The 26,020-nt window shown below is 72.8% G+C and carries 27 protein-coding genes and 1 pseudogene; 13 read left to right on the top strand and 15 right to left on the bottom strand.

Annotation, left to right across the window (positions count from 1 at the left end):
• From MPTA5024_RS08220 to MPTA5024_RS08210, 3 genes are all read left to right on the top strand, one after another.
• The coding region (locus tag MPTA5024_RS08220; RefSeq protein ID WP_157099419.1) for a pseudouridine synthase at nt 1-935 on the top strand (935 nt) is incomplete at its 5' end.
• A gap of 111 nt (nt 936-1,046) precedes the next feature.
• Nucleotides 1,047-1,406, top strand: a complete 360-nt coding sequence (gene aroH / locus MPTA5024_RS08215) for a chorismate mutase (RefSeq protein WP_036321218.1) — start codon at nt 1,047-1,049, stop codon at nt 1,404-1,406.
• Nucleotides 1,407-1,504: 98 nt separating this feature from the next.
• Nucleotides 1,505-2,602, top strand: a complete 1,098-nt coding sequence (locus MPTA5024_RS08210; protein WP_036321216.1) for a prephenate dehydrogenase — start codon at nt 1,505-1,507, stop codon at nt 2,600-2,602.
• A gap of 124 nt (nt 2,603-2,726) precedes the next feature.
• Here MPTA5024_RS08210 and MPTA5024_RS08205 read toward each other — a convergent pair whose 3' ends face one another.
• The 6 genes from MPTA5024_RS08205 to MPTA5024_RS08180 all read right to left on the bottom strand — a co-directional run bounded on the left by MPTA5024_RS08205 (nt 2,727) and on the right by MPTA5024_RS08180 (nt 9,399).
• On the bottom strand, nt 2,727-3,182 hold the full coding sequence (locus tag MPTA5024_RS08205; RefSeq protein WP_036321215.1) for an ABA4-like family protein: 456 nt from the start codon (nt 3,180-3,182) through the stop codon (nt 2,727-2,729).
• The gene (locus MPTA5024_RS08200; protein ID WP_051457845.1) at nt 3,179-4,147 is read right to left on the bottom strand and encodes a hypothetical protein; all 969 of its coding nucleotides are present in this window, start codon (nt 4,145-4,147) and stop codon (nt 3,179-3,181) included. The genes MPTA5024_RS08205 and MPTA5024_RS08200 overlap by 4 nt, the downstream gene beginning before the upstream one ends.
• 26 nt (nt 4,148-4,173) lie before the next feature.
• Nucleotides 4,174-4,908 (bottom strand): response regulator, encoded by a 735-nt coding sequence (locus MPTA5024_RS08195; RefSeq protein ID WP_063794635.1) that lies wholly within the window; start codon nt 4,906-4,908, stop codon nt 4,174-4,176.
• Entirely contained in the window at nt 4,898-5,932 is a 1,035-nt protein-coding gene (locus MPTA5024_RS08190; RefSeq protein ID WP_036321214.1) for a sensor histidine kinase, read from the bottom strand. Before MPTA5024_RS08190 ends, MPTA5024_RS08195 begins: the two co-directional genes overlap by 11 nt.
• Before the next feature lie 252 nt (nt 5,933-6,184).
• Complete coding sequence (locus MPTA5024_RS08185; RefSeq protein WP_036321212.1) at nt 6,185-7,213, bottom strand: aldo/keto reductase; 1,029 nt, start codon at nt 7,211-7,213, stop codon at nt 6,185-6,187.
• Nucleotides 7,214-7,236: 23 nt separating this feature from the next.
• A complete protein-coding gene (locus MPTA5024_RS08180; protein ID WP_036323641.1) occupies nt 7,237-9,399 on the bottom strand; it encodes an MMPL family transporter in 2,163 nt (720 codons plus the stop codon).
• Between the two features lie 111 nt (nt 9,400-9,510).
• Here MPTA5024_RS08180 and MPTA5024_RS08175 point away from each other — a divergent pair, with 111 nt between their 5' ends.
• Nucleotides 9,511-10,929, top strand: coding sequence for an MFS transporter (locus MPTA5024_RS08175; RefSeq protein WP_036321210.1), 1,419 nt, complete (start codon nt 9,511-9,513; stop codon nt 10,927-10,929).
• 94 nt (nt 10,930-11,023) lie between these two features.
• Nucleotides 11,024-11,653, top strand: a complete 630-nt coding sequence (locus tag MPTA5024_RS08170) for a MerR family transcriptional regulator (protein WP_036321209.1) — start codon at nt 11,024-11,026, stop codon at nt 11,651-11,653.
• 90 nt (nt 11,654-11,743) lie between these two features.
• On the opposite strand, the gene MPTA5024_RS08165 is transcribed toward MPTA5024_RS08170, so the two are convergent.
• The 3 genes from MPTA5024_RS08165 to MPTA5024_RS08155 all read right to left on the bottom strand — a co-directional run bounded on the left by MPTA5024_RS08165 (nt 11,744) and on the right by MPTA5024_RS08155 (nt 13,715).
• A complete protein-coding gene (locus MPTA5024_RS08165; protein ID WP_051457844.1) occupies nt 11,744-12,796 on the bottom strand; it encodes a lactonase family protein in 1,053 nt (350 codons plus the stop codon).
• 66 nt (nt 12,797-12,862) lie between these two features.
• Nucleotides 12,863-13,294, bottom strand: coding sequence for a MaoC/PaaZ C-terminal domain-containing protein (locus MPTA5024_RS08160; RefSeq protein WP_036321207.1), 432 nt, complete (start codon nt 13,292-13,294; stop codon nt 12,863-12,865).
• Entirely contained in the window at nt 13,287-13,715 is a 429-nt protein-coding gene (locus MPTA5024_RS08155) for an FAS1-like dehydratase domain-containing protein (protein WP_036321205.1), read from the bottom strand. The genes MPTA5024_RS08160 and MPTA5024_RS08155 overlap by 8 nt, the downstream gene beginning before the upstream one ends.
• A gap of 290 nt (nt 13,716-14,005) precedes the next feature.
• Here MPTA5024_RS08155 and MPTA5024_RS08150 point away from each other — a divergent pair, with 290 nt between their 5' ends.
• The gene (locus MPTA5024_RS08150) at nt 14,006-14,740 is read left to right on the top strand and encodes an AfsR/SARP family transcriptional regulator (protein WP_198167009.1); all 735 of its coding nucleotides are present in this window, start codon (nt 14,006-14,008) and stop codon (nt 14,738-14,740) included.
• Here the strand turns inward: MPTA5024_RS08150 and MPTA5024_RS08145 are convergent.
• The 5 genes from MPTA5024_RS08145 to MPTA5024_RS08125 are packed head-to-tail and all read right to left on the bottom strand — an operon-like array spanning nt 14,706 to nt 18,255.
• Nucleotides 14,706-15,158, bottom strand: a complete 453-nt coding sequence (locus MPTA5024_RS08145; protein WP_036321203.1) for a MaoC/PaaZ C-terminal domain-containing protein — start codon at nt 15,156-15,158, stop codon at nt 14,706-14,708. The genes MPTA5024_RS08150 and MPTA5024_RS08145 overlap by 35 nt on opposite strands.
• On the bottom strand, nt 15,155-15,625 hold the full coding sequence (locus MPTA5024_RS08140; protein WP_051457842.1) for an FAS1-like dehydratase domain-containing protein: 471 nt from the start codon (nt 15,623-15,625) through the stop codon (nt 15,155-15,157). The genes MPTA5024_RS08145 and MPTA5024_RS08140 overlap by 4 nt, the downstream gene beginning before the upstream one ends.
• A complete protein-coding gene (locus tag MPTA5024_RS08135) occupies nt 15,616-16,731 on the bottom strand; it encodes a beta-ketoacyl synthase N-terminal-like domain-containing protein (RefSeq protein ID WP_051457841.1) in 1,116 nt (371 codons plus the stop codon). The genes MPTA5024_RS08140 and MPTA5024_RS08135 overlap by 10 nt, the downstream gene beginning before the upstream one ends.
• Nucleotides 16,728-17,942 carry a beta-ketoacyl-[acyl-carrier-protein] synthase family protein gene (locus MPTA5024_RS08130; RefSeq protein WP_036321201.1) on the bottom strand — a complete coding sequence of 405 codons (1,215 nt, stop codon included), beginning with the start codon at nt 17,940-17,942 and terminating at the stop codon, nt 16,728-16,730. The genes MPTA5024_RS08135 and MPTA5024_RS08130 overlap by 4 nt, the downstream gene beginning before the upstream one ends.
• The gene (locus MPTA5024_RS08125; RefSeq protein WP_198167008.1) at nt 17,935-18,255 is read right to left on the bottom strand and encodes an acyl carrier protein; all 321 of its coding nucleotides are present in this window, start codon (nt 18,253-18,255) and stop codon (nt 17,935-17,937) included. The genes MPTA5024_RS08130 and MPTA5024_RS08125 overlap by 8 nt, the downstream gene beginning before the upstream one ends.
• Before the next feature lie 125 nt (nt 18,256-18,380).
• Between MPTA5024_RS08125 and MPTA5024_RS08120 the strand changes: the two genes are divergently transcribed.
• The 4 genes from MPTA5024_RS08120 to MPTA5024_RS08105 are packed head-to-tail and all read left to right on the top strand — an operon-like array spanning nt 18,381 to nt 21,235.
• Nucleotides 18,381-19,337 carry an AfsA-related hotdog domain-containing protein gene (locus tag MPTA5024_RS08120; RefSeq protein ID WP_051457840.1) on the top strand — a complete coding sequence of 319 codons (957 nt, stop codon included), beginning with the start codon at nt 18,381-18,383 and terminating at the stop codon, nt 19,335-19,337.
• Nucleotides 19,334-19,984, top strand: a complete 651-nt coding sequence (locus MPTA5024_RS08115) for an HAD family hydrolase (RefSeq protein WP_036321198.1) — start codon at nt 19,334-19,336, stop codon at nt 19,982-19,984. The genes MPTA5024_RS08120 and MPTA5024_RS08115 overlap by 4 nt, the downstream gene beginning before the upstream one ends.
• Nucleotides 19,981-20,685 carry a 3-oxoacyl-ACP reductase FabG gene (gene fabG / locus MPTA5024_RS08110; protein ID WP_036321196.1) on the top strand — a complete coding sequence of 235 codons (705 nt, stop codon included), beginning with the start codon at nt 19,981-19,983 and terminating at the stop codon, nt 20,683-20,685. The genes MPTA5024_RS08115 and fabG overlap by 4 nt, the downstream gene beginning before the upstream one ends.
• A gap of 46 nt (nt 20,686-20,731) precedes the next feature.
• Nucleotides 20,732-21,235, top strand: coding sequence for an ester cyclase (locus MPTA5024_RS08105; protein WP_036321195.1), 504 nt, complete (start codon nt 20,732-20,734; stop codon nt 21,233-21,235).
• 163 nt (nt 21,236-21,398) lie between these two features.
• Here the strand turns inward: MPTA5024_RS08105 and MPTA5024_RS08100 are convergent, their stop codons facing one another.
• Nucleotides 21,399-22,424, bottom strand: coding sequence for a TIGR03617 family F420-dependent LLM class oxidoreductase (locus MPTA5024_RS08100; protein ID WP_036321194.1), 1,026 nt, complete (start codon nt 22,422-22,424; stop codon nt 21,399-21,401).
• A 187-nt stretch (nt 22,425-22,611) separates the two neighbouring features.
• Between MPTA5024_RS08100 and MPTA5024_RS08095 the strand changes: the two genes are divergently transcribed.
• The 3 genes and pseudogenes from MPTA5024_RS08095 to MPTA5024_RS08085 form a co-directional block, all read left to right on the top strand.
• Nucleotides 22,612-24,207 (top strand): acyl-CoA carboxylase subunit beta, encoded by a 1,596-nt coding sequence (locus MPTA5024_RS08095; protein ID WP_036321192.1) that lies wholly within the window; start codon nt 22,612-22,614, stop codon nt 24,205-24,207.
• Nucleotides 24,204-24,446 carry an acyl-CoA carboxylase epsilon subunit gene (locus MPTA5024_RS08090; RefSeq protein ID WP_036321190.1) on the top strand — a complete coding sequence of 81 codons (243 nt, stop codon included), beginning with the start codon at nt 24,204-24,206 and terminating at the stop codon, nt 24,444-24,446. The genes MPTA5024_RS08095 and MPTA5024_RS08090 overlap by 4 nt, the downstream gene beginning before the upstream one ends.
• A 46-nt stretch (nt 24,447-24,492) precedes the next feature.
• Nucleotides 24,493-26,020, top strand: a pseudogene (locus tag MPTA5024_RS08085) (acetyl-CoA carboxylase biotin carboxylase subunit); the annotation flags it as partial.

Genomic DNA, 26,020 nt, shown 5'->3' with positions numbered 1-26,020 from the left:
AGACGATCGGCGGCCTCGGCGGCGCCCGCGGCCGTTTCGGCTCGGACGGCCCGCGGCGCGCGTCCGCGGCCGGCGGCCGTTCCGGCCCTGGGAGCCGGCAGGGCCGGGGCGCCCAGGGCGGCAACCCGTTCAAGAGCGCGCGCCAGCCGCTGCGCGACCCGGACTTCTACGACGAGGGCTACACCGACGAGCGCGACACCACCGAGGTGCCGGGCGGCGAGCGGCTGCAGAAGGTCCTCGCGGCGGCGGGCATCGCCAGCCGCCGGGCCTGCGAGGAGATGATCGGAGACGGCCGGGTCACGGTCGACGGCCAGGTGGTCCGCCGCTTCGGCGCCCGGGTCGATCCCGTGAAGCAGGTCATCAGGGTGGACGGCAAGCGCGTCCCGACGTCCTCGGAGACCGTGTACTACGCGCTGAACAAGCCGATCGGCGTGGTCAGCACCATGGACGACCCCGAGGGCCGCCCGTGCCTGCACGACTACGTCCAGGACCTGGCGCCGCGGCTGTTCCACGTCGGCAGGCTCGACACCGAGACCGAGGGCCTGCTGCTGTTCACCAACGACGGCGAGCTCGCCCACCGGCTGACGCACCCGAGCTACGGCGTGCAGAAGAAGTACTGGGCCAAGGTGCCCGGCCCGATCCCGCGCGACCTGCACCGCGTCCTGCGCAAGGGCGTGGAGCTGGAGGACGGCCTGGCCAAGGCCGACGAGTTCCGCATCGTGCAGGAGCACGGCCAGCAGGCGCTGGTCGAGATCGTCCTGCACGAGGGGCGCAAGCACATCGTCCGGCGGATGATGGAGGCGGTCGGCCACCGCGTGATCGACCTGGCGCGCATCGAGTTCGGGCCCGTCAAGCTCGGCAGGCTCAAGCCGGGGACCGTAAGGACGCTGACGGTGCAGGAAGTCGGCGATCTGTACTCGGCCGTCGGCCTGTAGCCTTGCCGCCTGGCAGGCGAAACGCGCAAGCCGGGGACAATTGCTCATATGCGCGATAGGGGACGGGCGCGGTTCCGCCCGTCCCCTGCCAGATGGCGAGAGGGGAACGACATGGTGCGGGCGATCCGAGGGGCGATCCAGGTCGACGGCGATGATCGGGAGTCGATCCTGGCCGGGACGACCGAGCTGGTGACCGAGGTGATGGAGCGCAACGGCCTCACCACCGACGACGTCATCAGCGTCATCTTCACCGCGACCCCCGACCTCACCGCGGAGTTCCCCGCGCTCGCCGCGCGCAAGCTGGGCTTCCACGACGTCCCGCTGCTGTGCGCGTCGGAGATCGACGTTCCCGGGGCGCTGCCGCGCGTGGTCCGCCTGATGGCCCACGTGTGGACCGGCAAGCCGCGGCAGGACATCCAGCACGTGTACCTGCGGGGCGCCGTGGCGCTGCGCGTGGACATCGCCCAGTAGGGCGGCCCCCGCCGGGCCGGTGCCCGGCGGGACGGGGGGAACACATCGACCAGGGCCGGTCCCGCGCCGGCCTCCGTACGGCATGTAGGAAGAGCACGATGACTCCCATCGAGGACGCCGCCATCGGCAGCGTGGTCGTTGTCGGCACGGGCCTGATCGGCACCTCGATCGCGCTGGCGCTGCGCCAGCGGGACGTGCGCGTGTTCCTGGCCGATCGCGACCCGGCGGCCGTGCGGATCGCCCGGGAGCTGGGCGCGGGGGAGGACTGGACGGGCGGCCGCAGGGCGGACCTCGCCGTCGTCGCGGTGCCCCCGCAGTTCGTCGCCCAGCAGCTGCTCGACCTGCAGAAGAGGGACGCCGCCCGGGTCTACACCGACGTGGCCAGCGTCAAGGTGCTGCCGCTCGCCCAGGCGGCCCAGCTGGGCTGCGATCTGACGGCGTACGTGGCGGGACACCCCCTGGCGGGGCGCGAGCGGTCGGGGCCGGCCGCGGCCCGGGCCGACCTGTTCCTCGGGCGTCCCTGGGCGTACTGCCCGACGCCGGAGGCGGCCCCGGAGGCCGTCGCGGCCGTCGAGGGCCTGATCGCGCTGTGCGGCGGCAACGCCGTGCGGGTGGACGCCGGCGAGCACGACCGCGCTGTGGCGGTGGTCTCCCACGCGCCGCACGTCACCGCCGCCGCCGTGGCGGCCCGGCTCGCGGAGGCGCCGGACGCGGCGCTCGGCCTGTCCGGCCAGGGGGTGCGGGACGTCACCCGGATCGCTGCCAGCGACCCGGCGCTGTGGACCGGGATCCTGTCCGGCAACGCGATCCCGGTCGCCGAGGTGCTGGAGGCCGTCGTGGCCGACCTGTCCGCCGCGGCCCGGGCGCTGCGGGCGCTCGCCGGCGACGGCAACGCCGTCGGGGACGTCACCGACCTGCTGTCCCGGGGCGTCGCCGGCACCAGCCGGATCCCCGGCAAGCACGGCGGCCCGGCCCGCACGTACGCCGTGGTGCAGGTGGTCATCGGCGACCGGCCGGGAGAGCTGGCCCGCCTCGTCCAGGCCGCGGGCGAGACCGGCGTCAACATCGAGGACATCCGGCTGGAGCACGCCCCCGGGCTGCCGGTCGGCGCCGCCGAGCTGTACGTCCAGCCGGAGGCGGCCGCCGCCCTCACCGAGGGGCTGCGCGAGCGCGGCTGGCAGGTGCCCACGAGCTGACGCCGGGGCCTCCCGCCGTCTCTGCCGCTGGGCCGGTGGCGCGAGCCGCGACCCGATCCGATGCCGCGGCGGCCCGTCCGGGCCCGGTCACGCCCGCGACGACGTGGCCGGGCCCGGCGGGAGGTCAGCCGCGCTGGAGGCTCACCACCCGCGCCCGGTCGGCGCGGGCCGGGGCGAGCAGGCGGGCGGCCAGGTAGAGCAGCGTCCCGATGGGGGACAGCAGGATCGTCACCACCAGGATGGGGCTCGTCACCAGCGGCGGGACGCCCCGTTCGCGGGAGTCGAGGTACATCCAGCGGCCCACGAACAGGTCGAACCCGATGAGGTGCGCCCACAGGGCGGCCGCGCCCTCCGGGCTGCCGAAGAAGTCGCCGAGGACGCGCAGGTCCGGGCGGCTCACGGCGGCCCACAGGCCGCCGAAGTCCGGGATCACGAGCGCCAGGTAGACGAGCAGCGGCGGCACGACGATCAGGGGCGAGGACACGATCCTGCGCGTCCACGACCACCCAGGAGCGAAGATCATCAGGGCCCAGAACGGCACGGCGAGCGGGAACGTGAGCTGGAACAGCACCTGCGTCATCGCACGCCCGCCTCGGGCACCGGGGTGAGGACCGGGGCGACCGGCCGCCTGCGCCGCGTCAGGAGCACGGCCAGGGACCCGGCCGCGACCGCGGCCGCGATCAGGGCCAGCCCGCCGAGGACCGCGGCGTCCGGCCGGACCAGCGGCTGCCCGCGCAGGGCCTGCCAGGTCAGCAGCGCCACCAGCGCCAGGTAGCCCGCGGCGGCCACCCGGATGAGGCCCACCCGGACGCCCTCGTCGCGCAGCGCCGGCACCCGCCGGCCCGCCAGGGACAGGATGACCGCCACGAGCGGGATCGCCTGCAGCGCGTGCAGGCCGACCGCGTGCGGGACGCGCAGGTCTCCGCCCGTGGTGCTCCAGTCGGTGAGCGGCATGCCGGGGCCGCCGTCCGGCACGCCGACGCTGTGGGCCCCCATGACGCCGTTGAATGTGCCGTCCGCCAGCGCCTGCGACTGTTCCGGAGTGGGCCCGACCATCAGGAAGGCGACCGCCATGCCGATGACCGACAGCACCAGCGCGAGCCGCAGCGCGGTGGTCGTCGGCCGGTCCGCGAGCCGCTGCCGCAGGGCGAGCACGCCGATCCCGATGCTGGTGATCCAGAGGAACGTGATGGTGAGGCCCATCACCCCGAAGATCGCGGCGTCGAGCGGCGTCGACTCGTTGAAGTGGCTGCGCCGGCCCCGGAGTACCTGGGTGACGATCAGCACGATCTCGATGATCCCAGCCGTCACGAGGAGGTTGCCGGCCAGCCGGGCCAGGCCCGGGGTGCGGCGCATCAGCGGGAGTATCCAGGCGATCACGGTGCCGAAGGCGATGAACGACAGGCAGAACTTGAGCGGCTTGAGCCAGATCGGCTCGCCCATCAGCACTCGGTCGTCGAACGCCAGCCCGGCCACGCAGACGACGGCGAGCACGCCGAGCGCGCCGCAGAAGAGCATCAGCGGGCGATGCCATCGGAGCGGCATGGCCAATCCTCCTATGGATAGTTCAACTATCGATAGCTCCAGGATCCATTCTGGCCGACCGGTTCGCAAGAGGCTGACGGCATCCGCTCGATCCGTACGGGCGGGAGGGACGGCGCGGGGACGGGCGAGGTGAAGGCCGGCGCGGAGACCTTCGCCCGGTTCACGGCGTCGAGCCGCGACACGGCGCCGAGCTTGCCGAAGATGTTGCGCAGGTGCCGTTTGACCGTGCCCTCGGTGATCGACAGCTGGACGGCGATCTGCCGGTTGCTGAGCGCGCGGGCCACCAGGGCCAGCACCTCCTCCTCCCGCTCGGTCAGCAGGGCCCGCGGGGCCGACTGCGCGATGGACTTCGGCGGGCGCGGGGAGACGATGACCCGGTGGGAGCTGCGGTGCACGCTGCGCAGGGCCGCCGTCAGGTCCTGCCAGCTCACGCCCTTGTGCAGGTAGCCCCGGGCGCCCGCCGACAGCATCTCCTGCACCAGGTGCGGGTCGTCGTGCATCGTCAGCACGACGACCGTGCTGTGCGGCGACACGTGCGCGATCTGGTTGAGCGTGTAGGCGGGCGGGTGGCCCGGCATCTCGACGTCCAGCAGGACGATGTCGGGACGGACCGCGGCGACCGTGGAGACCACGGCGCGGCCGTCCCCGGCCTGGCCGGCGACGCGGAAGTCGGGCTCGGAGCGCAGGAGCTCGCACAGCGCCTCGCGCAGGAGCGTGTGGTCGTCGGCCACGACGATGCGGATGGGATGCTCAATGCTCATGCGGGCGCCCTCCGAGAGGCACGGAGATGTCGATCCTCGTCCCACCGGACGGATGGCTGCTCATGCGGAACTCGCCCGCGAGGAGCTCGGTGCGCTCGCGCATGGAGGCGAGGCCGGCCCCGTGCCAGGCCCGGCCGGGGTCGACCCCGGCGCCGTCGTCCTGGACGACGGCCACCACCTTCTCCGGCAGGATCTCGGCGTGGGCGGTGACACCGCCGGCGCCGGCGTGGGCGAGCGCGTTGCGCAGGGCCTCCCTGATGATGGCCAGCAGTTCGGCGCGCACGTCCACGGGCAGCGACGACTCCTCGCCGCGCACGGACACCTCCAGGCCCACGCCAGGCGGCTTCACCGCCTCGGCGAACGCGCGCAGCGAGCCCTCCAGGCCGATGCTGGGCGGCCAGGGCCGCAGGCCCTTCACCAGCCGCCGTACGGTCTCCCAGGCGTCGTTCAGCGCCTGGCGCACCTGACGCAGGTCGCCCTGCGCCTCTGGCGTGCCGCGGCGCAGCTCGTAGAGGTCGAGCCGGCGCAGGGCCAGGCTGATGCTGCTGCCCACCCAGTCGTGCACGTCCCGGGCGACGACCATCCGGATCCGCTCCTGTTCGGTGCCGATCCGGTCGAGCGTCTCCGCCTCGGCCTCGGCGCCGAAGGCGCCCACGAGCGTGAGGATCGCCCGGTTCAGCGCCGGCAGCACGTGGTCGCGCGGCCGTCCCCGTTCCGCGGGGTCCCGGGCCGACCCGGCCAGGTGGTCGGCCACCGCCTGGAACAGCTCCGCCCAGGCGGCGCTGGCCGCGACGAGCCCGACCGCGCGTACGGCCGGGCTCGGCGGCTCGATCGCCGCCCGCGCGGGCCGGCTCCCGCCGGACTCCGCGCAGAGCTCCAGAAGACTCTCCGTCTGCCTGCGCCACTCCCGCCAGACCAGGGGGTCCTTGACCACGGGACTCGCCAGCTCACGCAGGCGGGATTCGTACACCTGCAGTAACGCCGGGCTCCGTACGAGCACCTCCGGCGATGTGCTTTCCGCCATATCCGATCCCCTGCACCTTGTTCGCCCCCGACTTTGGCCACGGACCAGAAGGGGGGTCCGCGTTACGACCGTCACATGGTGCTGGCCCGCGATTCCGCAGGCATCGATCGCCACAATTATCTAGAAATCGAGCGTTTCTCGGCAATGGGCAGGGGAGGGGTTTCTGCGTTCATGACGGATAGTAGAGAAGCGTGTTGAGAATCAGGTCATGTTAATCCCGTGTAAATAGATTTTTATTCGTGTAATTCTGTACTATCTCCGCCGCAGGGCGGGGTCGGCCAGCTCGGGGTGCTGCCAGCCCTCGTCGTGCGGATTGAGCGTGGTGCCGGGCGGGACGATCCGGTCGATCTCGTCGAGCACGTCGCCGGTCAGCTCGACCGACACCGCTCCGAGCTGGCTGTCAAGGTGCTCTGTGGTACGCGGGCCGATGATAACCGAGGTGACCGCGGGATGGCGGAGCGTGAAGGCCAGGGCGAGGTCGATGAGGCTGATCCCGGCGCGTTCGGCCAGCAGGGCCAGCTCCTCCACGATCTCCAGCTTGCGCTGGTTGGCGGGCAGCTCCATGTCGTACCTGCCGGGCACGACGAAGCTGCGCATGCTGAACGGGACCTCCTGGTCCTTGCGGTACCGGCCGGTGAGCCAGCCGCCGGCGAGCGGGCTCCAGGTCAGCACGCCCACCCGGTACTGCCGGCAGACCGGAAGCACGTCGCGCTCGATCCCCCGTACGAGGATCGAGTACGGCGCCTGCTCGGCGGAGAACCGCTCGCGGAACCCGCGGGCGGCCACGAGCTGCGCCTCCACGATGAGGTGGGCCGGGAACGTCGAGGTGCCGAAGTAGCGGATCTTGCCGGCCCGCACCAGGTCGGTCAGCGCGCTCAGCGTCTCGTCGATGTCCGTGGAGGGGTCGGGACGGTGGATCTGGTAGAGGTCGATCCAGTCCGTGCCGAGCCGGCGCAGGCTGTTGTCGACCTCCTGCATGATCCAGCGGCGGGAGTTGCCCCGCATGTTGGGGTCGGCGCCCATGGGGAAGTGGCACTTGGTCGCGAGGACCACCCGGTCCCGGGCCCCCGCCTGCGCGAGGGCCTTGCCGACGATCTCCTCCGACTCCCCAGCCGAGTAGTTGTCGGAGGTGTCGATGAAGTTGACGCCGTTCTCGAGGGCGTGGTGGATGATCTTGATCGAGTCGTCGTGGTCGGGGTTGCCCCACGACCCGAACATCATCGCTCCCAGGCACAGCCGGCTCACCGTCACCCCGGTGCGGCCGAGCGCTTCGTACTGCATGTGATCTCCCTGAGTGTCGGGGGTCAGGCGGGCCGCGGCGCGACCTCGGCGGGCGCGGCGGGGGCGGCGTCGTGCCCGTGCCCGTGCTCGGGCACGCCGTGGCGGCGCCACCAGGCGGCCAGCGGAGCCGGGGCCCACCAGGCCCACCGGCCGAGCAGCCGCATCGTCGCCGGGACGAGCAGGCCGCGCACGATCGTTGCGTCGACGGCGACGGCGATCACCAGGCCGACGCCGGCCATCTTCATGAACGTGATCCCGGACAGGACGAACCCGCCCACGACCACGGCCACCAGCAGGGCCGCGCTCGTGATGACGCGGGCCGTGCGCTGCAGCCCCCGGGCCATCGACTCGGCGACGTCGCCCGTGCGCTCGTACTCCTCGCGTACCCGCGACAGCAGGAACACCTCGTAGTCCATGGCCAGGCCGAAGGCGATGGCCACGATGAGCACGGGGAAGTTCACGTCCACCGCGCCGACCGGGACGAAGTTGAGCACGCCGTCGAGCCAGCCGTCCTGGAAGATCAGCTTGATCGCGCCGAAGGAGGCCGACAGCGACAGCAGGTTGAGCAGCACCGACTTCACCGGCAGCACCACGGACCCGAAGGCCAGGAACAGCACGACGAACGACACGACGGTCACGAACAGCGCCATCCACGGCATCCGCGAGGTGACCATGTCGACGATGTCCACCCGGGAGGCGGGCATGCCGGTGAACGCGGCCGTGGTCCCAGGGGGCGGCGCGACGGCCCGCAGGCCGTCCACCATCCGGCGTGCGTCGCGGGACATCGGGTCCATGGCGTAGCCGAGCGTGAGCCGGGCCTGGTCGCCGGCCGCGCCGGTGACCCTGGCGCCGTTCACGCCCGGGACCGCGTCGAGGCGGGCGGCGTAGGCGTCCAGGGCGCCCCTGTCGAGCGCGCGGGGCGACTCGACGACGGCCGTCACGAGCTTGCCGGGGTCGGCGGCGAAGCGCTGTCCCACCTCCTGGGTGACGGCGCGGGCGTCGGCGTTCGCCGGGAGCACCCAGTCGCCGGGCCGCGCCCAGTTCACCCCGAGGAACGGCAGGCCGAGGGCGACCAGGACGACGACGATGCCGAGCGTGCTCGCCAGCGGGCGGCGCATGACGGCGTGGGCGACCCGGTACCACCGGCCGGTCGCGGGGTCGATCAGGCGCACCCGCGCCGGGTTGAGCCGGGTGCCCATGATCTTCAGCAGCGCCGGGAGCACGGTCAGCGAGGCCACGACGGCCACGACCACGGTGCCCGCGCCGGCGTAGCCCATCGACAGCAGGAACCGCGAGGGGAAGAGCGTGAGGCCGGCGAACGACATGGCCACCACGACGCCGGAGAAGGTGATCGTCCGCCCCGCCGTCGCCATCGTCCGCTCGACCGCGGCGTCCACGGACGCGCCGGACGACAGCTCCTCGCGGAACCGGGTCACGGCCAGCAGCGCGTAGTCGATCGCCAGGCCCAGGCCGAGGATGCTGATCACCTGGATGGCGAACGTCGAGATGTCGGCGAACAGCGTCACGAAGCGCAGCAGCGCGAGCGAGCCCAGCGCCGCCGTGAAGCCGATGACCAGCGGCAGCGTGGCGGCCAGGACGCTGCGGAACACCACGATCAGCAGGATCAGCAGGATCGGCGTCGAGATCGCCTCGGCGAGGCCGAGGTCGCGCAGGGTGAGCCGGTTGACCTGGTCGGTCATCGAGGTGGTGCCGCCGAACCTCACGGTCAGCCCGGGCACCGCGAAGCTGTCCTGGATCTTGCGCAACTGCTGCACGCGGACCTGGTCGTCGGGCGAGCGCAGCTGCACCGCCGCGTACGTGGCGTGCCGGTCCTTCGAGACGTAGCCGGCGGAGCCGGTCGACCAGTACGAGTCGAGCCGCGTCACGTCGCCGCGCGGAACGGCGGCCAGGGCCCGCTTCACCGGCTCGGCGAAGGCGGGGTCGTCGACGGTGAGGTGGTCGCTCTCGTAGAGGACGACGACGTCGTTGGCGTACCGGCCGAGGGGGCCGGCCAGCACGTTGTCGGCGTGCACCGACGGGCTGCCGGGGTCGTCGAACCCGGCGCCGCCGCCGAGGCGCCCGAACACGCCCGTGCCCCAGACGGCGGCGAACACGACGAACAGCAGGGTCCCGAGCATGATCCAGCGGCGGCTTCGGATGGCGAAGCGGCCGAGTGTGCGGAACATGTACGCCTCCACCGTAGATAGCGGTGAGCATTACTATCCATCTAATTATCGATAGTGATACTATCCACTATCTAAGTTGGGGGGCAAGAGGTCATCACTGGAGGCCGGACGATGAGCGTTCGTGGCGGAGCCTTAGCCACCTTTCTGATCACGGGGACCGCGGCGTTCATGGCGTCGCTGGACAACCTGATCGTCACCACCGCGTTACCGACGATCCGGCGCGACCTGCACGCCTCGCTCGAGAGCCTGGAGTGGACGGTCAACGCCTACACCCTGTCGTTCGCGATCCTGCTGCTGGGCGCGGCCATCCTGGGCGACCGCTTCGGCCGCAGGACCGTCTTCGCCGCGGGCGTCGCGCTGTTCACCGTCGCGTCCGCGGCCGCCGCCCTGTCCGGCTCCGCCGGGATGCTCGTGGCCGCCCGGGTGCTCCAGGGCGTCGGCGGATCGGTCATCTTCCCGCTGTCGCTGACGCTCGTCGTCACGGCCGTCGGCGAGAGGCGCCGCGGCATCGCCATCGCCGGCCTGAGCGGGATGAGCGGACTCGCCATCGCCCTCGGCCCGTGGGTCGGCGGCATGATCGTCCAGCTCGGCGACTGGCACTGGGTCTTCTGGCTGAACGTCCCGATCGGCGTGCTGCTGCTGCCGCTCGCCCTCGCCCGCCTGGCCGAGAGCCACGGCCCGTACGCGCGGCTCGACGTCCGCGGCACGCTGCTCGTCACCGGCGGCCTGCTCGGCGTCGTCTACGGGCTGGTGCGCAGCTCGGCGCTCGGCTGGGGCGACCCGCAGGTGGTGGGTTCGCTGACCGCCGGGGCGGTGCTGCTGGCGGCCACCGCGGCGTGGGAGAGGCGGGCGCCCCACCCCGTGCTGCCGCCGCACCTGTTCCGGCGGCGCGGCTTCACCCTGTCGAACGCCGTCGCCCTGCTCGTCCAGGGCGGCATGTTCGGCGCGGTCTTCCTGCTGACGCAGTACCTGCAGAACGTGCTCGCCTACTCGCCCGTGCAGGCCGGGCTGCGCACGCTGCCGTGGACCGCCATGCCGCTGCTCGTGGCGCCGCTCGCCGGGGTCTTCGGCGAACGCCTCGGCGTGCGCCGGCTCATGATCACCGGATGCGCCCTGCAGGCCGCGTCGCTCGGGTGGCTCGCCGTCGTGGCCGAGCCCGGCGTGTCCTACCTCCTGCTGCTGCCGGCCATGGTGGTCGCCGGGGCCGGCATGGGCCTGTTCTTCGCGCTGAGCGCCCGGCAGACCCTCGACTTCGCGTCCCCCTCCGAGGAGGGCCTCGCGTCGGGCGTCAACAACGCGCTGCGCCAGGTCGGGGTGGTCCTCGGCGTGGCCGTGCTGGCCGAGGTGTTCGCGGTCAGGGGCGGCTACGCCACGGCGGCGTCGTTCACCTCGGGCCTGCGGGCGGCGCTGTGGGGCGGCGCCTCGATGGTCGCCGCGGCCACGCTGTGCGCCGCGCTCGTCCCTTCGGCCCCGCCGCGCGAGCGGCCCGCCGAGCCGGGCCCGGCGCCGGTGCGCGAGGTCAGCGCCTGAGCGCCTGACGGCGTCCGGTGCGCCGCGCAATCGGGCGTGGTACGCCGGACGCGACCAGGATCTATCCTTGGAGGCGGCGACAGGGAGAGGCACCATGAGGATCGCTGAGCTGAGCAGGCGCACCGGCGTTCCCATCCCCACGATCAAGTACTACACGCGGGAGGGGCTGCTCCCGCCGGGGGAGCGGACCGGGCCCAACCAGGCCCAGTACGGCGAGGCGCACGTGCGCCGCCTCAAGCTGGCGCGCGCCCTCGTCGAGGTGGGCGGCCTGTCCATCGCCTCGGCTCGCGAGGTGCTCTCCCTGATGTTCTCCACCGGCGTCTCCCGCCTCGACACCATCGGCAAGGCGCAGTACGTGATGACCGCGCCGCGCGACTACACCGAGGACGAGGCGTGGCAGGAGGCCGTCGCCGAGGTCGACCGGCTGCTGGAGGAGCGCGGCTGGCAGGTCAAGCCCACCAACCCCGCCCGCCGCACGCTGGCCGACGCGCTCGCCACCATGCGCCGGCTCGGCCAGGACGACTTCGCCAAGGTCCTCGGCTCCTACGCCGACGCGGCCGAGCGCGTGGCCGGCGACGAGGTGAAGACACTGCTGCACCGCGGCGACCTCGACAGCATCGTCGAGGGCGTCGTCATCTGGACCGCCATGGGCGACACGATCCTCGCGTCGCTGCGCCGGCTGGCCCACGAGGCCGAGTCGACCCGCCTCTTCGGCGACTTCTGAGACTCGTCCGGCTCCCCGCACGCGTGAAGCCCTCCGGCGCCGGCCGGAGGGCTTCGTTCGTTCGCAGGCCCGGGGCACCGGGCGTGAGGATCAGGCGGGCGCGGCCACCAGGCAGGCCGCGTCGGGCACCGCCACCGGCGCGCCCAGCGCCCCCAGCAGGCCCGTCTCCGGGTCGACGGACAGCGCGGCGACCGTCCCCGCCATCTGGTTGGCCACGTACACGACCGTGCCCGAGGGATCGACGAGCAGGTCCCACGGCATGGTGGTGAACGGGTCGCCGAACCGGTGCTCCCCAGTCCGCTTCAGCACCGCGCCCCCGGCGGCCACCTCGAAGACGGCGACGCTCTCGTGGCCCCGGTTGGCCGCGTAGACATACCGCCCGTCGGCCGAGATCACGATGGCGGAGGGGGCTATCCAGCCGTCCGCCTCGTCGGGCACCGTGCGCACCGAGCCCAGCGGCCACAGGGCCCCGGACGTGTCGAAGCCGCACACCACGATGACCGGCTGGAGCTCGCCGACGACGTAGACGTACCGGCCCGAGGGGTGGAAGACGAGGTGCCGCGGGCCGACGCCCTCGCCGAGGTGGGTCCGTCCGAGGGCCGACAGGTGCCCGCTGGACGCGGAGAACCGGTACACGTGGACGTGGTCGTCGCCCTTGTCCGGCACGAGGACGAACGTCCCGGTGTGGTCGGTCACGGTCATGTGCGGGTGGGGCCCGGCCTGGTTGACCGGGTCGGGTCCCTTCCCGTCGTGGCGCACGACGTCCGCGGCCGGGCCGAGCAGTTCGTCGTCCTCGACGGGGAAGACGACGACCTCGCCCGAGTCGTGGTTGACCGCGAGCAGGTGCCGTCCCGACGGGTGCAGGGACAGATGGACGGTGCCGGCGCCGAGGGCGGAGCGTTCGCCCCGGTGCTCCAGCGAGCCGTGCCGCCCGACGCCGAGGACGTGCACCCGGCCGTCCGGCACGTTGGCGGCCACGTAGAGCGTCCGCCCCGAGGGGGACGGCAGCAGGTGGAAGGGGTTGGGGATGTCGGTGAACGAGCCGGTGAGCACCAGCCCGCCGGTCGCGGGATCGGTCATCACGACGCGCACGCCCCTGGCGAGGGTCTCGGTCCAGGAGTATCCGCCGACGAACAGTCGCATTGCAGCCGGGCCTTCCTCGTCGTCGCTCTCGGCAGGGCCCGCCGCTCGGGCCCGCCGGTCGGGTCGTCAGTCGTCGAGCGCGACCACGGCGCGCGGGCGGGCGAGCACCTTCTCGCCGCCGTGCCGCACGGTCAGGTCGATCCGCACCCGGGAGCCGGGGAGCTTCTCGGCCACGACCCCCTCCACCACCACCTCGGTGCCGTCGTACCCGTCGGGCACGACGACGGGCCGGGTGAACCGGGCGCCGCAGCCGCTCACCCGCCCGGGGCGGCCCGCCCACTCGTTCACCAGGCGCATCGCCACACCGAAGGTGAGCATGCCGTGGGCGACGAGGCCGGGCAGCCCGGCCCCCTCGGCCGCGCTCTCGCTCCAGTGGATGGGGTTGAAGTCTCCTGAGGCGCCGGCGTAGCGGACCAGGTCGTAGCGGCGGATCGTGTGGGTGAGGCGGGGCAGCCGGTCCCCGACCCGGACGGCCGAGTAGCGCGGGACGTCAGGCATCCTCGTCTCCCATGGTCACGAGCGTGGCGGTGGCCGTGCAGACGTGCTCGCCGTCCGTCGTGGTCACGGCGCTGGACAGGGTCAGCACGTCGGCGGGACCGGCGCCGCCCACGTCCTCGACCCGCACGGTGACCGTGAGCCGGTCGCCGGCCACGATCGGGCGGGTGTAGTCGAACCGCTGCTCCCGGTGGAGCAGGCGGGACAGGTCGAGCCCGAGTTCGGGGTCGAACACCGCCTGCCGCTCGGCCCGCATCGTGAGCACGATCGCGAACGTCGGGGGCGCGACCACCGGGCCGTCCGGGTCCGCGGCGGGGTCGGGCTCGCCGATCGCCTCGGCGAACTCCCGGATCTTCTCGCGGCCGACCTCGTACGGCTCGGTCGGCGGGTAGACCCGGCCCTTGAACGCCGGATTCAGCGGCATCGGGCTTCCTTTCGAGAGGGCAGGCCGGTTTCCGACTTTATCGGGATATGTACTTCTCTTCGAGGCTGACGGGATGTCACTTGGGAGGTAATCGATGCCCCGAAAGGCGCATGGCGCTGCGTCTTTGGCGGCACTCGCGGGCCCCGGCGTTGCAGCCAGGTGGGGGCTCCTGATTACGTTCGGATCGAACACCGAGGACCAGGCACCATACGATCCCAATTCTTCGGGAGAAATTGGAAATGCGTATTTTCACTGTTCTCGGCTCGTTGGCGATACGTTCAGGAAACCGCGTGGTGATACCGCCGGGGCCCAAGGTCCGTCAGGTCCTCGCCCTGCTGCTGATGCGGCCGGGCCAGGTCGTCCCGGTGGAGACGCTGGTCGAGGAGCTGTGGGAGGACGCGCCGCCGCGGACGGCCCTGCAGTCGCTGCACACGCACGTCTACCGGCTGCGCCGGCTTCTGGGGGCCGACGGCGACCCTCCGGCGCCGCTGCTGACCGAGCCCACCGGATATGTGCTGCAGGTGGCGGGGGAGCAGGTCGACGCCGAGCGGTTCCGGCGGCTCGCGGAGCGCGGGGCGGCCGAGATCGCCCGGGGGGAGACGGCCGAGGGGGCGGCCGTCCTGCGCGAGGCGCTCGCGCTGTGGCGGGGCAGGCCCCTCGGCAACGTGGCCTGCGGCCCCGTCCTGACCCGCCACCTCGCCCAGCTGGAGGAGGCGCGGATCAGGGCGCTCGAGCTGCGGATCGAGGCCGACATGCGGCTGGGCCGCCATCGGGAGCTGGTGGGCGAGCTGCGGGGCCTGGTGGCGGCCAGCCCGCTGAACGAGTGGTTCCACGCCCGGCTGATCGAGACCCTGCACAGGGTGGGCCGGCGGGGGGAGGCGCTGACCGCCTTCCACGACCTGCGCAGGGTGCTCGACCGGGAGCTGGGGCTGGAGCCCTCGCCCGAGGTGCACCGGCTGCAGCGGGAGATCCTCGAGGTGGGGACGCGCCCTACGCCAGGGCTACGATCGTCCGCGGCATCGTGAGCACCTTCGCGCCGTCCAGGCGGACGGCGACGCTGACCCGCACGTTCGGGGCCTCGAGCTTCTCCACCACCACGGCATCGACCTCCAGCAGGACGCCCTTCCCGTCGTTGGGCACGGGGACCAGCCGGGGGAAGCGGCCGCCGAAGTCGACGACGGCCGCCGGGTCGCCCGCCCAGTCCGAGACCACGGACAGGGCGAGGGCCATGGTGAACATGCCGTGCGCGATGGGGTGCGGCAGGCCGATGGCCTCGGCCGTCCGCTCGTCCCAGTGGATCGTGTTGTAGTCGCACGAGGCCCCGCCGTACCGGACGAGGTCCCCGCGCTGGACCGTGACGGTGCGGCCCGGGAGCCTCGTGCCGGGCTCCACGTCGTCGTAGCGGCGCCTGGCCGGCGCCGGACGGGTGATGACCGTGGTCATGGTGCGGGCTCGCCCTTCCTCTCGGGGTCGAACATGACGAACGTCGACTTCGCCGTGCACACGTGCTCGTCGCCCCCGGCGTCGATCCGGCTCTCGAACGTGATGACGTCGTTGTCACCGATGATGTCGATGGCCGCGATGGAGACCGTCACGGTGAGGACGTCCCCGGCGCGGATCGGCCGCCGGTAGGCGAACCGCTGCTCCCGGTGGACGAACCGCACCTGGTCGCGGGCGCCGAGCTCCGGGTCGTACACGACCTGGCGCTCGGCCTCCAGCGAGATCACCATGGGGAAGCTCGGCGGGGCGATGACGTCCGGGTGGCCGTGCGCCCGCGCGGCCTCCGGGTCCCGGTAGACGGGGTTGGGGTCGCGGATCGCGTTCGCGAACTCCCAGATCTTCTCCCGCCCCACCTCGTACGGCTCGCTGGGCGGGTAGCTCTTGCCGACGCACGCGACGTTCAGAGCCATCGGCGCACCACCAGGCAGCCCACGTTGCCGTCGTCGCCCACGCTGGTCACCAGGGCGGTGCGGCGGTCGCCGTCCGGAGCCTCCTGCCAGGAGGCGAGCAGCGCGGCCAGCTGCAGGGCGCCGCTGGCGCTGTAGCACTCGCCCACGGCGGTGGCGGCCCGGATCAGGGGGACGTCGCGGCCCAGCGCGGCGCGCAGCGCCCGCTCCTCGACGGCCTCCATGTCCCGGTGCCCGGCCGCGCCCACGGAGACCACGTCCACCTCGTCGGGGAGGACCCCGCTGCGCGACAGCGCCCGCCCGACGCACGCGGCCAGGCCGCGGGCCCTGCCGTCGGCGTCGTCCACGCCGTGGTAGCCGACCTCGCAGGCCAGCACCTCGGCCAGGCCCGTGCGGCCGGCCTCCCGCGCCGTCTCTGCGTCCTCGAGGAGGAACATGGCGGTGCCCTCGCCGATCGGCGCCTCCGCGTCCAGGGCCTGCGACAGGTGCCAGCCCCAGGCCGAGATCGGCACCAGCTCCTCCACGCCGCCGACGAGCACGCGGGAGGCGCGGCCGCCCTCGATCGCCGTACGGGCGAACCGGACGGCCGCCAGGCTCGACACCTGGCCGCCGGAGATCGTGGAGTTGACGGCCCGCAGGCCGTTCTTGATCGCGATCTGGCCGCCGCAGGCGTTCATGACCACGTTGGGGAAGTTCCCCGGATTGACCATGTACGGCTTCTCCTGCAGCACCGTGTCGCAGGCGACCTCCGAGAGCGTCCGCAGGCTGCCCGTGCTGGTGGCGACGACCACGCCGATGTCCGCGCCGTCGCCCTCGGCGCCCGCCTGCCGCAGCGCCGATTTGCAGGCGATCAGGGCCATGAGCGTGAACCGGTCGACGTGGCGCAGCCCCTTGGTGCCGAGGTGCTCGGCGACCGGGAGCTCGGGCAGCGCCCACAGCGGCTGCGGGGGGTACCCGTCGGGCGAGTCGTCCGGGGCGCCCGGGGCGGCGGGGCCGCTCTCCAGCGCCCCGGCCAGCGGGGCCAGCCCCACGCCCGCGGGGGAGACCACCCCGCACCCGGTGACGAGGAGCGGCCGGACCGGCGCGGCCACCGCCGCGCCGGCCGTCATGCCACCCTCCCGAAGACGGTCACCACGTTGTTGCCTCCGAAGGCGAGTCCCTGGTTCTGCGCGACGTCGACCCGGCCGGGCCGGGCCACGTTCGGCACGACGTCCAGGCCGGGGCCGAGGGCCGGGTCCAGCTCCTCCAGGTTGGCGGTGGGGGGCAGGAAGCCCTCCTGGATCGCCTTGAGGCAGGCGATGGCGCCGAAGGCGCTGGCCGCGCCCATGGTGTGCCCGATCATGGACTTGACCGAGCTGATCGGCGGGATGCGCTCGCCGAACGCCTCCCGGACCGCGGTGACCTCGGTGATGTCGTTGGTCCGCGTCCCGGTGCCGTGCGCCGAGATGTAGTCGACCTGGGAGGCCTCGACCCCGGCGAACCGGTGGGCGATGCGGATGCACTCGGCGAAGCTGGACGCGTCCGGGTTCACCATGTGCTTGGCGTCGCAGTTGACGCCGTAGCCGAGCACCTCGCCGTAGATCCGCGCGCCGCGGGCCTGGGCGTGCTCCAGCGGCTCCAGCACGAGGACGGCGCCGCCCTCACCGGTGAGGATGCCGGAGCGGTTCACGTCGAACGGCCGGCAGACCTTCTCGGCGAGCGCGCCCAGCCGGTAGAACCCGGCGTGGCACGAGCGGTTCACCGCGTCGGCGCCGCCCGCCAGCATGAAGTCGGCCTGCCCGGTCCTCACGAGGTCGTACGCGTACCCGAGGGCCATGTTGCTCGCGGAGCAGGCCGTGGGGATCGTCTGGGAGTCCCCGGTCAGGTGCAGCTCGGCGCTGACCGCGTTGGCGATCTGGCTGGCCGGGGCCATCGGCACCAGGCGGGGGTCCACGGCCTTGAGGCCCTGGCTCATCCACTGGTCGACGACCTCCATGAGCACCTGCGACTCGCCGGCCGTGGTGCCCATGATGGACCCGGTCCGCGCGGCCGACAGGTCGCCGGGGTCGAGGCCGGAGTCCTCCACCGCGAGCCGGGCGGCCGCGGCCGCGAACAGCGCGCTGCGGCCCCACCGGGCGCTGTCGATCCGCCGCAGCAGCCGCTCCGGCTCGAAGTCCTTGACCTCGCAGGCCACCGTGTAGGGGAAGCCGTCCGTGTCGAAGCTCGAGATCTCGGAGGCGCCGTTCCTCCCTTCCCGGACGGCGGCGGTGAACGCCTCGACACCGGTGCCGATGCAGCTCACCGCCCCCAGTCCGGTAACGGCGACGCGCCGGTCAGGCATTCTGGGGCTCCCGGCCGGCGACCTTCGTGACCACGGCGTAGACGCCGTCCAGGTTCGGCATGTTCGGCAGCTCGTCCTGCGGGACCGCGACGCCGAGCTCCTTCTCGATCCGGGCGAGAATCGTGATGAGCGACAGCGAGTCCGCGTCGTATTCGTCGATGAAATGGCCCGACCCGGTGAGCTCGCCGGGCTCCAGCTCGAGTTCCTGCTCGATGATGTCGCGAATCTTCTCCTGCAGGGCGCTGACATCAACAGTCATTCGCGGATTCCCCTTCTCAATATCCGACCGTTTCTCGCCGACGACGTTAACCACCGGCCCTCCCGAGGAACAAGGGAACGGATCGAAAGTGACATCGCGCCGCTTTTATCGCGAATTTAGCGGCCTTTCATCGGCGGCTGCGAAAGTGATGCCACAACCGTCTATCCAGGGGGGTGACGATGGCGGCCACAACGGAAGCCGTCGCCGATCTCGCCGAGCCGGTGGAGCTGAGTTTCGGTCGCACGATCGACCGGGCTCTGGTGCACCGCGCCTCGGTCGCCGAGGTCTTCGTGACCGATATCCGCCCGGCCGGCGAGGCCAGGTTCCTGGCCGCGGCGCAGCTCCCGCTCAGCCATGGCTACTACAGCGACCACACCGCGCGGCCCGCCGTGTTCGACCCGTTGCTGGTGCTGGAGGCCGGCCGGCAGGCCGGCATCGCGGGCGCGCACCTGCTGGGCCTGCCGCCCCGGGCGATGATGATGGTCGCGAGCTTCACGATCACGCTCGACGGCCCGCTCCGCGCCGGGCACCTGCCCGGCGAGCTGCGCATCGACAACCGGTTCGACGCCCGCAGGACGCGCGGCGGCCGGGTGCGGACCGGCTCTGTCACCCAGGACCTCGTCCTGGACGGCGAGCCGGCCGGCGTGCACACGATGGAGGTCAACGTCGTCACGCCGGGCGAGCACGAGGCCCTGCGGCGGCTCATGCGGGGCACGCCCGCGCCGTCCACCCGCGACCTGGGCGACCCGGAGGGCGTGTCGCGCGCGCTGCCCCACGAGGTGGGCCGCAGCAACCCGCTGAACGTCGTCGTCGCGGACGTGGAGCGGTCACCGCGACGGGCGCGGGCGCTGGTCGCCCCCTCGTTCGCCAACCGGTCGCTGTTCGACCACGAGTACGACCACCTGCCCGCCACCACCCTGGCCGAGGCGGCCCGCCAGCTCGCCGTCGTCCTGGCCGGCGACGGGGCCGTGCCGTACGAGGTGTCGGGTCGCTTCCTGCGCTTCGCCGAGCTGGACCTGCCCTGCGTCGCGGAGGCGGAGGCCGGGCCCGGCGGCGCGGTCGAGGTCAGGTTCGCGCAGGGCGACGGGATCGTGGCCGAGATGGGGCTGCGGCTGAGCGGGGAGGCGGGGCGATGACGGCGGAGCCGGTGGCGGCGGTCTGGACCGACTTCGGCGGGGTGCTCACCCCGCCCATCAGCGTGACGATGGCCCGGTTCTGCGCCGCGCACGACCTGCCGCAGGAGGCGCTCATCGACGCCATCCTCAAGGTCACCGCGTCGTACGGCACCGACGACATCATGCTGCCGATCGACACCCCCCTCGTGAGCGAGCCGGAGTGGGTCGCGCAGATCGGCGAGGTGCTGCGGGCCGACCACGGTGTCGAGATGCGCCTGACGACCCTCGCCGACGCGTGGTTCGACGGCCGCGAGGCCAACGCCGAGTGGGTGGCCGCGCTGCGCGGCCTGCGGGAGCGCGGGCTGTTCGTCGGGATGCTGTCCAACATGGTGCCCGCCTGGGACCTGCACTGGCGGCGGATGGTCGACCCGGCGGAGCTGTTCGACGACGTCGTGCTGTCCTTCGAGGTCGGCTGCCGCAAGCCCGACCGGCGCATCTTCGACCTGGCCGTGGAGCGCTCGGGCGTCCCGGCCGGGCTGTCCCTGTTCGTCGACGACCTGCCGAAGAACTGCGACGGCGCCCGCGCCGCCGGGTGGCGGGCCGTCCACTTCACCGGTACGGCCGAGGCCGTCGCCGCCCTCAACGAGCACCTAGGAGTGGCCATATGACCCGTTCTGTTCTGGTCACGGGCGGGAACCGGGGCATCGGCCTCGCGATCGCCCGCGCGTTCGCCGACAACGGCGACAAGGTCGCGATCACCTACCGGTCGGGCGAGCCCCCGGAAGGGCTGTTCGGCGTCCGCTGCGACGTGACCGACTCGGCGTCGGTGGAGCGGGCCTTCGAGGAGGTTAGGGCCCAGCAGGGGGCGGTCGAGGTGCTGGTGGCCAACGCCGGCACGACCAGGGACAACCTCTTCCTCGCCATGTCCGAGGAGGACTTCGCCGCGGTGATCGACACGAACCTCATGGGCACGGTGCGGGCCGCCCGCTGCGCCGTCCACGACATGGTGAAGGCCCGCTGGGGGCGGATCATCATGATCGGCTCGACCACCGCGTTCTGGGGCTCGCCCGGCGTCACCAACTACTCGGCGTCCAAGGCGGCGCTCATGGGCTTCGCCCGGACGCTGGCCTGGGAGCTCGGCCCCCGCAAGATCACCGTGAACGTCGTCTACCCCGGGCTCATCGAGACCGACATGGTGTCGGGCCTCACCGATCAGCACCGGGCGTACCTGCACGGCATCACCGCGCTGCGCAGGTCGGGCCGGCCGGAGGAGGTCGCGCCGGTGGTGCGCTTCCTGGCGAGCGACGAGGCGAGCTTCATCACCGGCGCCCTGATCCCGGTCAGCGGCGGCCAGGGGCTGGGGCACTGAGAGCGCCCGAGAACGACTGAGAACGACTGCGAAGGAAGGGACGAGCATGGCTGACGAGGTCCAGGAGATGCTGGCGCCGCTCGAGGAGCGCCCGCCGGACGCCGCGCAGCAGGTCCTCGAGGTGGCGATCGGCATCGCCAAGGTCTTCGGCGAGCTCGACGAGGAGGCGGCGCACCGCTACATCGCGCCGGACTTCGTCGACCACGAGGCGTCGGAGGGCGTCGGCGGCGGCCCCGAGGGGTACCTGGCGACCGCCCGGTACATGCGCTCGGCGTTCTCCGACGCGCGCTGGCAGGTGGACGACTTCATCTCGGAGGGTGACAAGTTCGCCTGCCGGGTGACGTTCAGCGGCCGCCACACCGGCGACTTCCTGGGGGTGCCGCCCACGGGCAAGGAGTTCGAGATCCAGCACCTGCACTTCTACCGGGTGGAGAACGGCCAGGCCGTCGAGCACTGGGGGGCCAGGGACGAGCTCACCCTCCTGCGCGAGCTGGGCCTGTTCGCCCCCGAGCACGTGACCCCGGCCGACGCCGCCGAGGCCCAGGCCTAATCCGCCGCACCCCACCCACAGAGGGGCCCGGTCCCGCACGGGACCGGGCCCCTCGGCGTCCGGGCTTCTGGGCGTCCGGGCTCCAGTCGCGGGCCCGCGGAACCAAGGCCCGGAGACGGAACGAGGGGCCCCGGGATCGCCGGAGCCCCTCTCGTGTTTCCCCTCAAGCCCCGAGCAGGTGCCGCAGCTCGTCGTAGAGGGGCTGCCACCCCTCGGGGGCCTTCTCGTCGTCGCGCTGGAAGAACGCGACGCTGGTCGCGAGATCGGCGAAGCGTTCGTGGATCTTGCGGGCGGCCTCCTTCGGCTCGCCCGTGACCGCGAACGTGTCGAGCACCTCGTCGTCGACCAGGCCGGGCATCTCCGACGACCGCCCGCTCGCCGCGAGCCGGTAGAGCTCCTCGCACAGGCCGCTCAGGCCGTGCAGGTCGAAGACCGGCGCGTAGCTCGGGATCGAGGCGTAGTAGGCGATGGTGGACCGGGCCCGTGCGACGGCCGTCTCGTACTCCCGCTCGTCGGCCCCGGTCGCCACGATGGGGGTGACGTGCAGCTCGAAGCCGTCCATGGTGCGCCCGGCCCGCTCCCGGGCGGCGCGCAGCAGCGGCATCGTCGCCTCGTCGAGGACCTTCCGGGTGGCGATGATGTGCGCCAGGAAGCCGTCGGACAGCTCGCCGGCCAGCTCGGTCATCTTCTCGCCCACGCCGGCGACCAGCACGCGCGGCCGTCCGTACGGGTTGGGCCCGGGGTTGAAGAACGGGCTCATGACGGTGTGGCGGTAGAACTCGCCCCGGAACCGCAGCCGGCCGCCGTCCTCGAAGCAGTCCCAGATGGCGTGCAGGGCCAGCACGTACTCCCGCATGCGGGCGGCCGGCCGCGACCACGGCATCGAGAACCGCCGGGTGATGTGGCTCTGCAACTGCGACCCGATCCCGAGGGCGAACCGGCCGCGCGACAGCAACTGGAGGTCGTTCGCCAGGATCGCGGTGGACATGGGGTTCCGGGCGAACACCACCGCTATTCCGGTCCGTATGTCCACCTGCTCGGTCCGCAGCGCGGCGGCGGCGAGGCTCACGAACGGGTCGTGCTGGGTCTCGGACATCCACACGGCGCCGTAGCCCATTTTCTCGGCCTGCGCCGACCAATTCTCGAAGACGTCCGGCCCGACGGTGACACCGTGGAAGTCGATCCTCACGACGGGGCTCCTCCTGTATTGCGGGCAGTGTTCTCCACAGCGTCGATCCCATCATTCCGCGGAGTCACGGGCCATGTCACCTAAGACATATGCGCATGCCTCCTAGGGGTGACTCTCCTTTGCCCCGGCGGCCCTTCTTGAAATCATTCCATCGAATGCCGGATGAATTGTCGAAAGGCCTTCGCGAATGACACTGCTCGACGACAGGAAAGTCGTGGCCGAAGACCCGCCCGCGTCCATGCGGGGCCGGGTCGCCGAGCTGGACCGGATGCGCGGGCGGCTGGCCGATGGGCCGGGCGCGCGGGCGACGGAGGCGCAGCACGCGCGGGGCAAGCTCACCGTGCACGAACGCCTGGAGATCCTGCTCGACCCCGGCTCGTTCACCGAGATCGAGGGCTTCCGCCGGCACCGGGCGACCGGGTTCGGCATGGAGCAGCGCCGCCCGTACGGCGACGGCGTGGTGACCGGGTGGGGCACGATCGACGGGCGCAGGGTGTTCGTCTACGCCCACGACTTCCGCGTGTTCGGCGGCTCCCTCGGGGAGGCGCACGCCCAGAAGATCCACAAGGTGATGGACCTGGCGTACGCCGCCCGGGCCCCCCTCATCAGCCTCAACGACGGCGCCGGCGCCCGCATCCAGGAGGGCGTGACCGGCCTCGCGGGCTACGGCGGCATCTTCCAGCGGACCGTCCGGGCCTCCGGCGTGATCCCGCAGATCAGCGTGATGCTCGGCCCGTGCGCGGGCGGCGCGTCCTACGCCCCGGCGCTCACCGACGTGGTGTTCATGGTCCGCGAGACCTCGCAGATGTTCATCACCGGCCCCGACGTGGTGGAGGCGGTCACCGGCGAGCGGATCAGCCAGGACGGCCTGGGCGGCGCCGACGTGCACGCCACCCGGTCGGGCGTGGCCACGTTCGTCCACGACGACGAGACGAGCTGCCTGGAGGACGTGCGGTACCTCGTCTCGCTGCTGCCCGCCAGCAACCTGGAGAGCCCCCCGGTCGCGCCGACCCTCGACCCGCCCGACCGGCGCTGCGAGGCCCTGCTCGACATCGTGCCCGCCGAGGCCGGCCGTCCGTACGACATGCGCGAGGTCGTCGGGGAGATCGTCGACGACGGCGAGTTCCTGGAGTTCTCCGAGCGGTGGGCCGCCAACGTGATCTGCGCGCTGGCCCGGATCGACGGGCACGTGGTGGGCGTCATCGCCAACCAGCCGATGTCGATGGCCGGCGTGCTCGACATCCACGCCTCGGAGAAGGCGGCGCGGTTCGTGCAGATGTGCGACGCGTTCAACATCCCGCTGGTGACGTTCGTCGACGTGCCGGGCTTCCTGCCGGGCACCGACCAGGAGCACGGCGGGGTCATCCGGCACGGCGCCAAGCTGCTGCACGCCTACTGCGCCGCCACCGTCCCGCGGATCCAGATGATCGTCCGCAAGGCGTACGGCGGGGCCTACATCGTCATGGACTCCCGCTCGATCGGCGCCGACCTGTCGTTCGCGTGGCCGACCAACGAGATCGCGGTCATGGGGGCGGACGCCGCCGCGAACGTGATCTTCCGTAAGGAGATCGCCGCCGCGGCCGAGCCGGAGACCACCCGGGCCAAGCTGATCGACGAGTACCGGGCCGAGCTCATGCACCCGTACTACGCGGTCGAGCGCGGCCTGGTGGACGACGTGATCGACCCGAGGGACACCCGGAGGGTGCTGGCGGGCGCCCTCGCCACGCTCCGGGGCAAGCAGGCCGTGCTGCCGCACCGCAAGCACGCCAACCCCCCGGCATGAGCGGGGCGACGGCGCCGGACGCGCGTGAGCTCACGGCGGTCGTGCGTGAGCCCGCGGCGGTCGTGCGCGGCGCCCCGACCGACGAGCAGCTGGCCGCCGTCCTGGCCGTGCTGGCCGCGTCCGGGCGGGCGCGGGAGGGCCGGGAGCCCGGGCCGCCCGCTCCCCGCCCCCGCTGGTCGGTGGAGGCAGGCTGGCGGCTGGACCGGGAGGCGCGGCTGGACCGGGAGGCGTGGTGGTGACCGCCGTCACCGGGCGGTCCGAGGGGGAGACCCGAGAGGAGACGCGGTGCGCAAGGTGCTGATCGCCAACCGGGGCGAGGTCGCGGTCCGGCTGGTCCGGGGCTGCTGGGACGCCGGGCTCGACAGCGTCGCCGTCTACGCGGCGCCGGACGCCGGCGCTCCCCACGTGCGACTGGCGGGGGAGGCCTTCGCCCTGGGCGGGGACACCCCCGCCACCAGCTACCTCGACGTGGGGAAGGTGCTCGACGCGGCGCTGAAGTCGGGCGCGGACGCCGTCCATCCGGGCTGGGGGTTCCTGTCGGAGAACGCCGACTTCGCCCAGGCGGTGATCGACGCGGGGCTGACCTGGATCGGCCCCCCGCCTGCCGTGATCATGGGGCTGGGGGACAAGGTGTCGGCGCGGCGGATCGCCACGCGGGTGGGCGCGCCGCTCGCCCCGGGCACCCCCGGCCCGGTCTCCGGCGCCGCTGAGGTGGTGGCCTTCGCCGAGCGGCACGGCCTGCCCGTCGCCATCAAGGCCGCGTACGGCGGCGGCGGCCGGGGCCTCAAGGTCGCCCGCACGCTGGAGGAGATCCCGGAGCTGTACGAGAGCGCGGTGCGGGAGGCTGTCGCCGCCTTCGGCAGGGGGGAGTGCTTCGCCGAGCGGTACCTCGACCGTCCCCGGCACGTCGAGACCCAGTGCCTGGCCGACGCGCACGGCGAGGTCGTCGTGGTCTCCACCCGCGACTGCTCGCTGCAGCGCCGCCACCAGAAGCTGGTCGAGGAGGCCCCCGCGCCCTTCCTCACGCCCGGCCAGCTGCGCGTCCTGTACGACAGCTCGAAGGCCATCCTGCGCGAGGCCGGGTACGTCGGGGCCGGCACCTGCGAGTTCCTCGTGGCCCGGGACGGCCTGGTGTCGTTCCTGGAGGTCAACACCCGCCTCCAGGTGGAGCACCCGGTGAGCGAGGAGGTCACCGGCATCGACCTGGTCAGGGAGATGTTCCGGATCGCGGCGGGGGAGCGGCTCGGCTACGGCGACCCCGAGGTACGCGGCCACTCGATCGAGTTCCGGATCAACGGCGAGGACCCGGGGCGGAACTTCCTGCCGTCCCCGGGCACGGTGACCCGCTGGCGGCCGCCGGCCGGCCCGGGGGTCCGCCTGGACTCCGGCGTCGTGGAGGGCACGACCGTCGGCCAGGCGTTCGACTCGCTGCTGGCCAAGCTGATCGTGACCGGGCGGGACCGGGAGCAGGCGCTCGCCCGGGCCCGCCGCGCGCTCGCCGAGTTCGAGGTCGGCGGGCTGCCGACCACGCTGCCGTTCCATCGGGCCGTGGTGGACGACCCGGCGTTCGCCTTCGACCTGGAGGTCCACACCCAGTGGATCGAGACGGAGTTCGCCGGGGGGATCGAGCCGTTCGCCGGGCAGCCAGGGGAGGCCGGCGCCGTCGCCGGCACCGAGACCGTCGTGCTGGAGGTGGACGGGCGCCGGGTGGAGGTCGTGCTGCCGGCGGGCCTCGGCGCCGCCGCGCCCGCACCCCCGGGGAGGGCCCCCGCCGCGCGGAGGACGTCCCGGCGGGGCGGCGGGGGCCGCGGGG

This window comes from Microbispora sp. ATCC PTA-5024, assembly GCF_000511135.2.
GTDB classification, from domain to species: Bacteria; Actinomycetota; Actinomycetes; order Streptosporangiales; family Streptosporangiaceae; genus Microbispora; species Microbispora corallina.
This window is presented reverse-complemented; position numbering and strand designations above follow the sequence as displayed.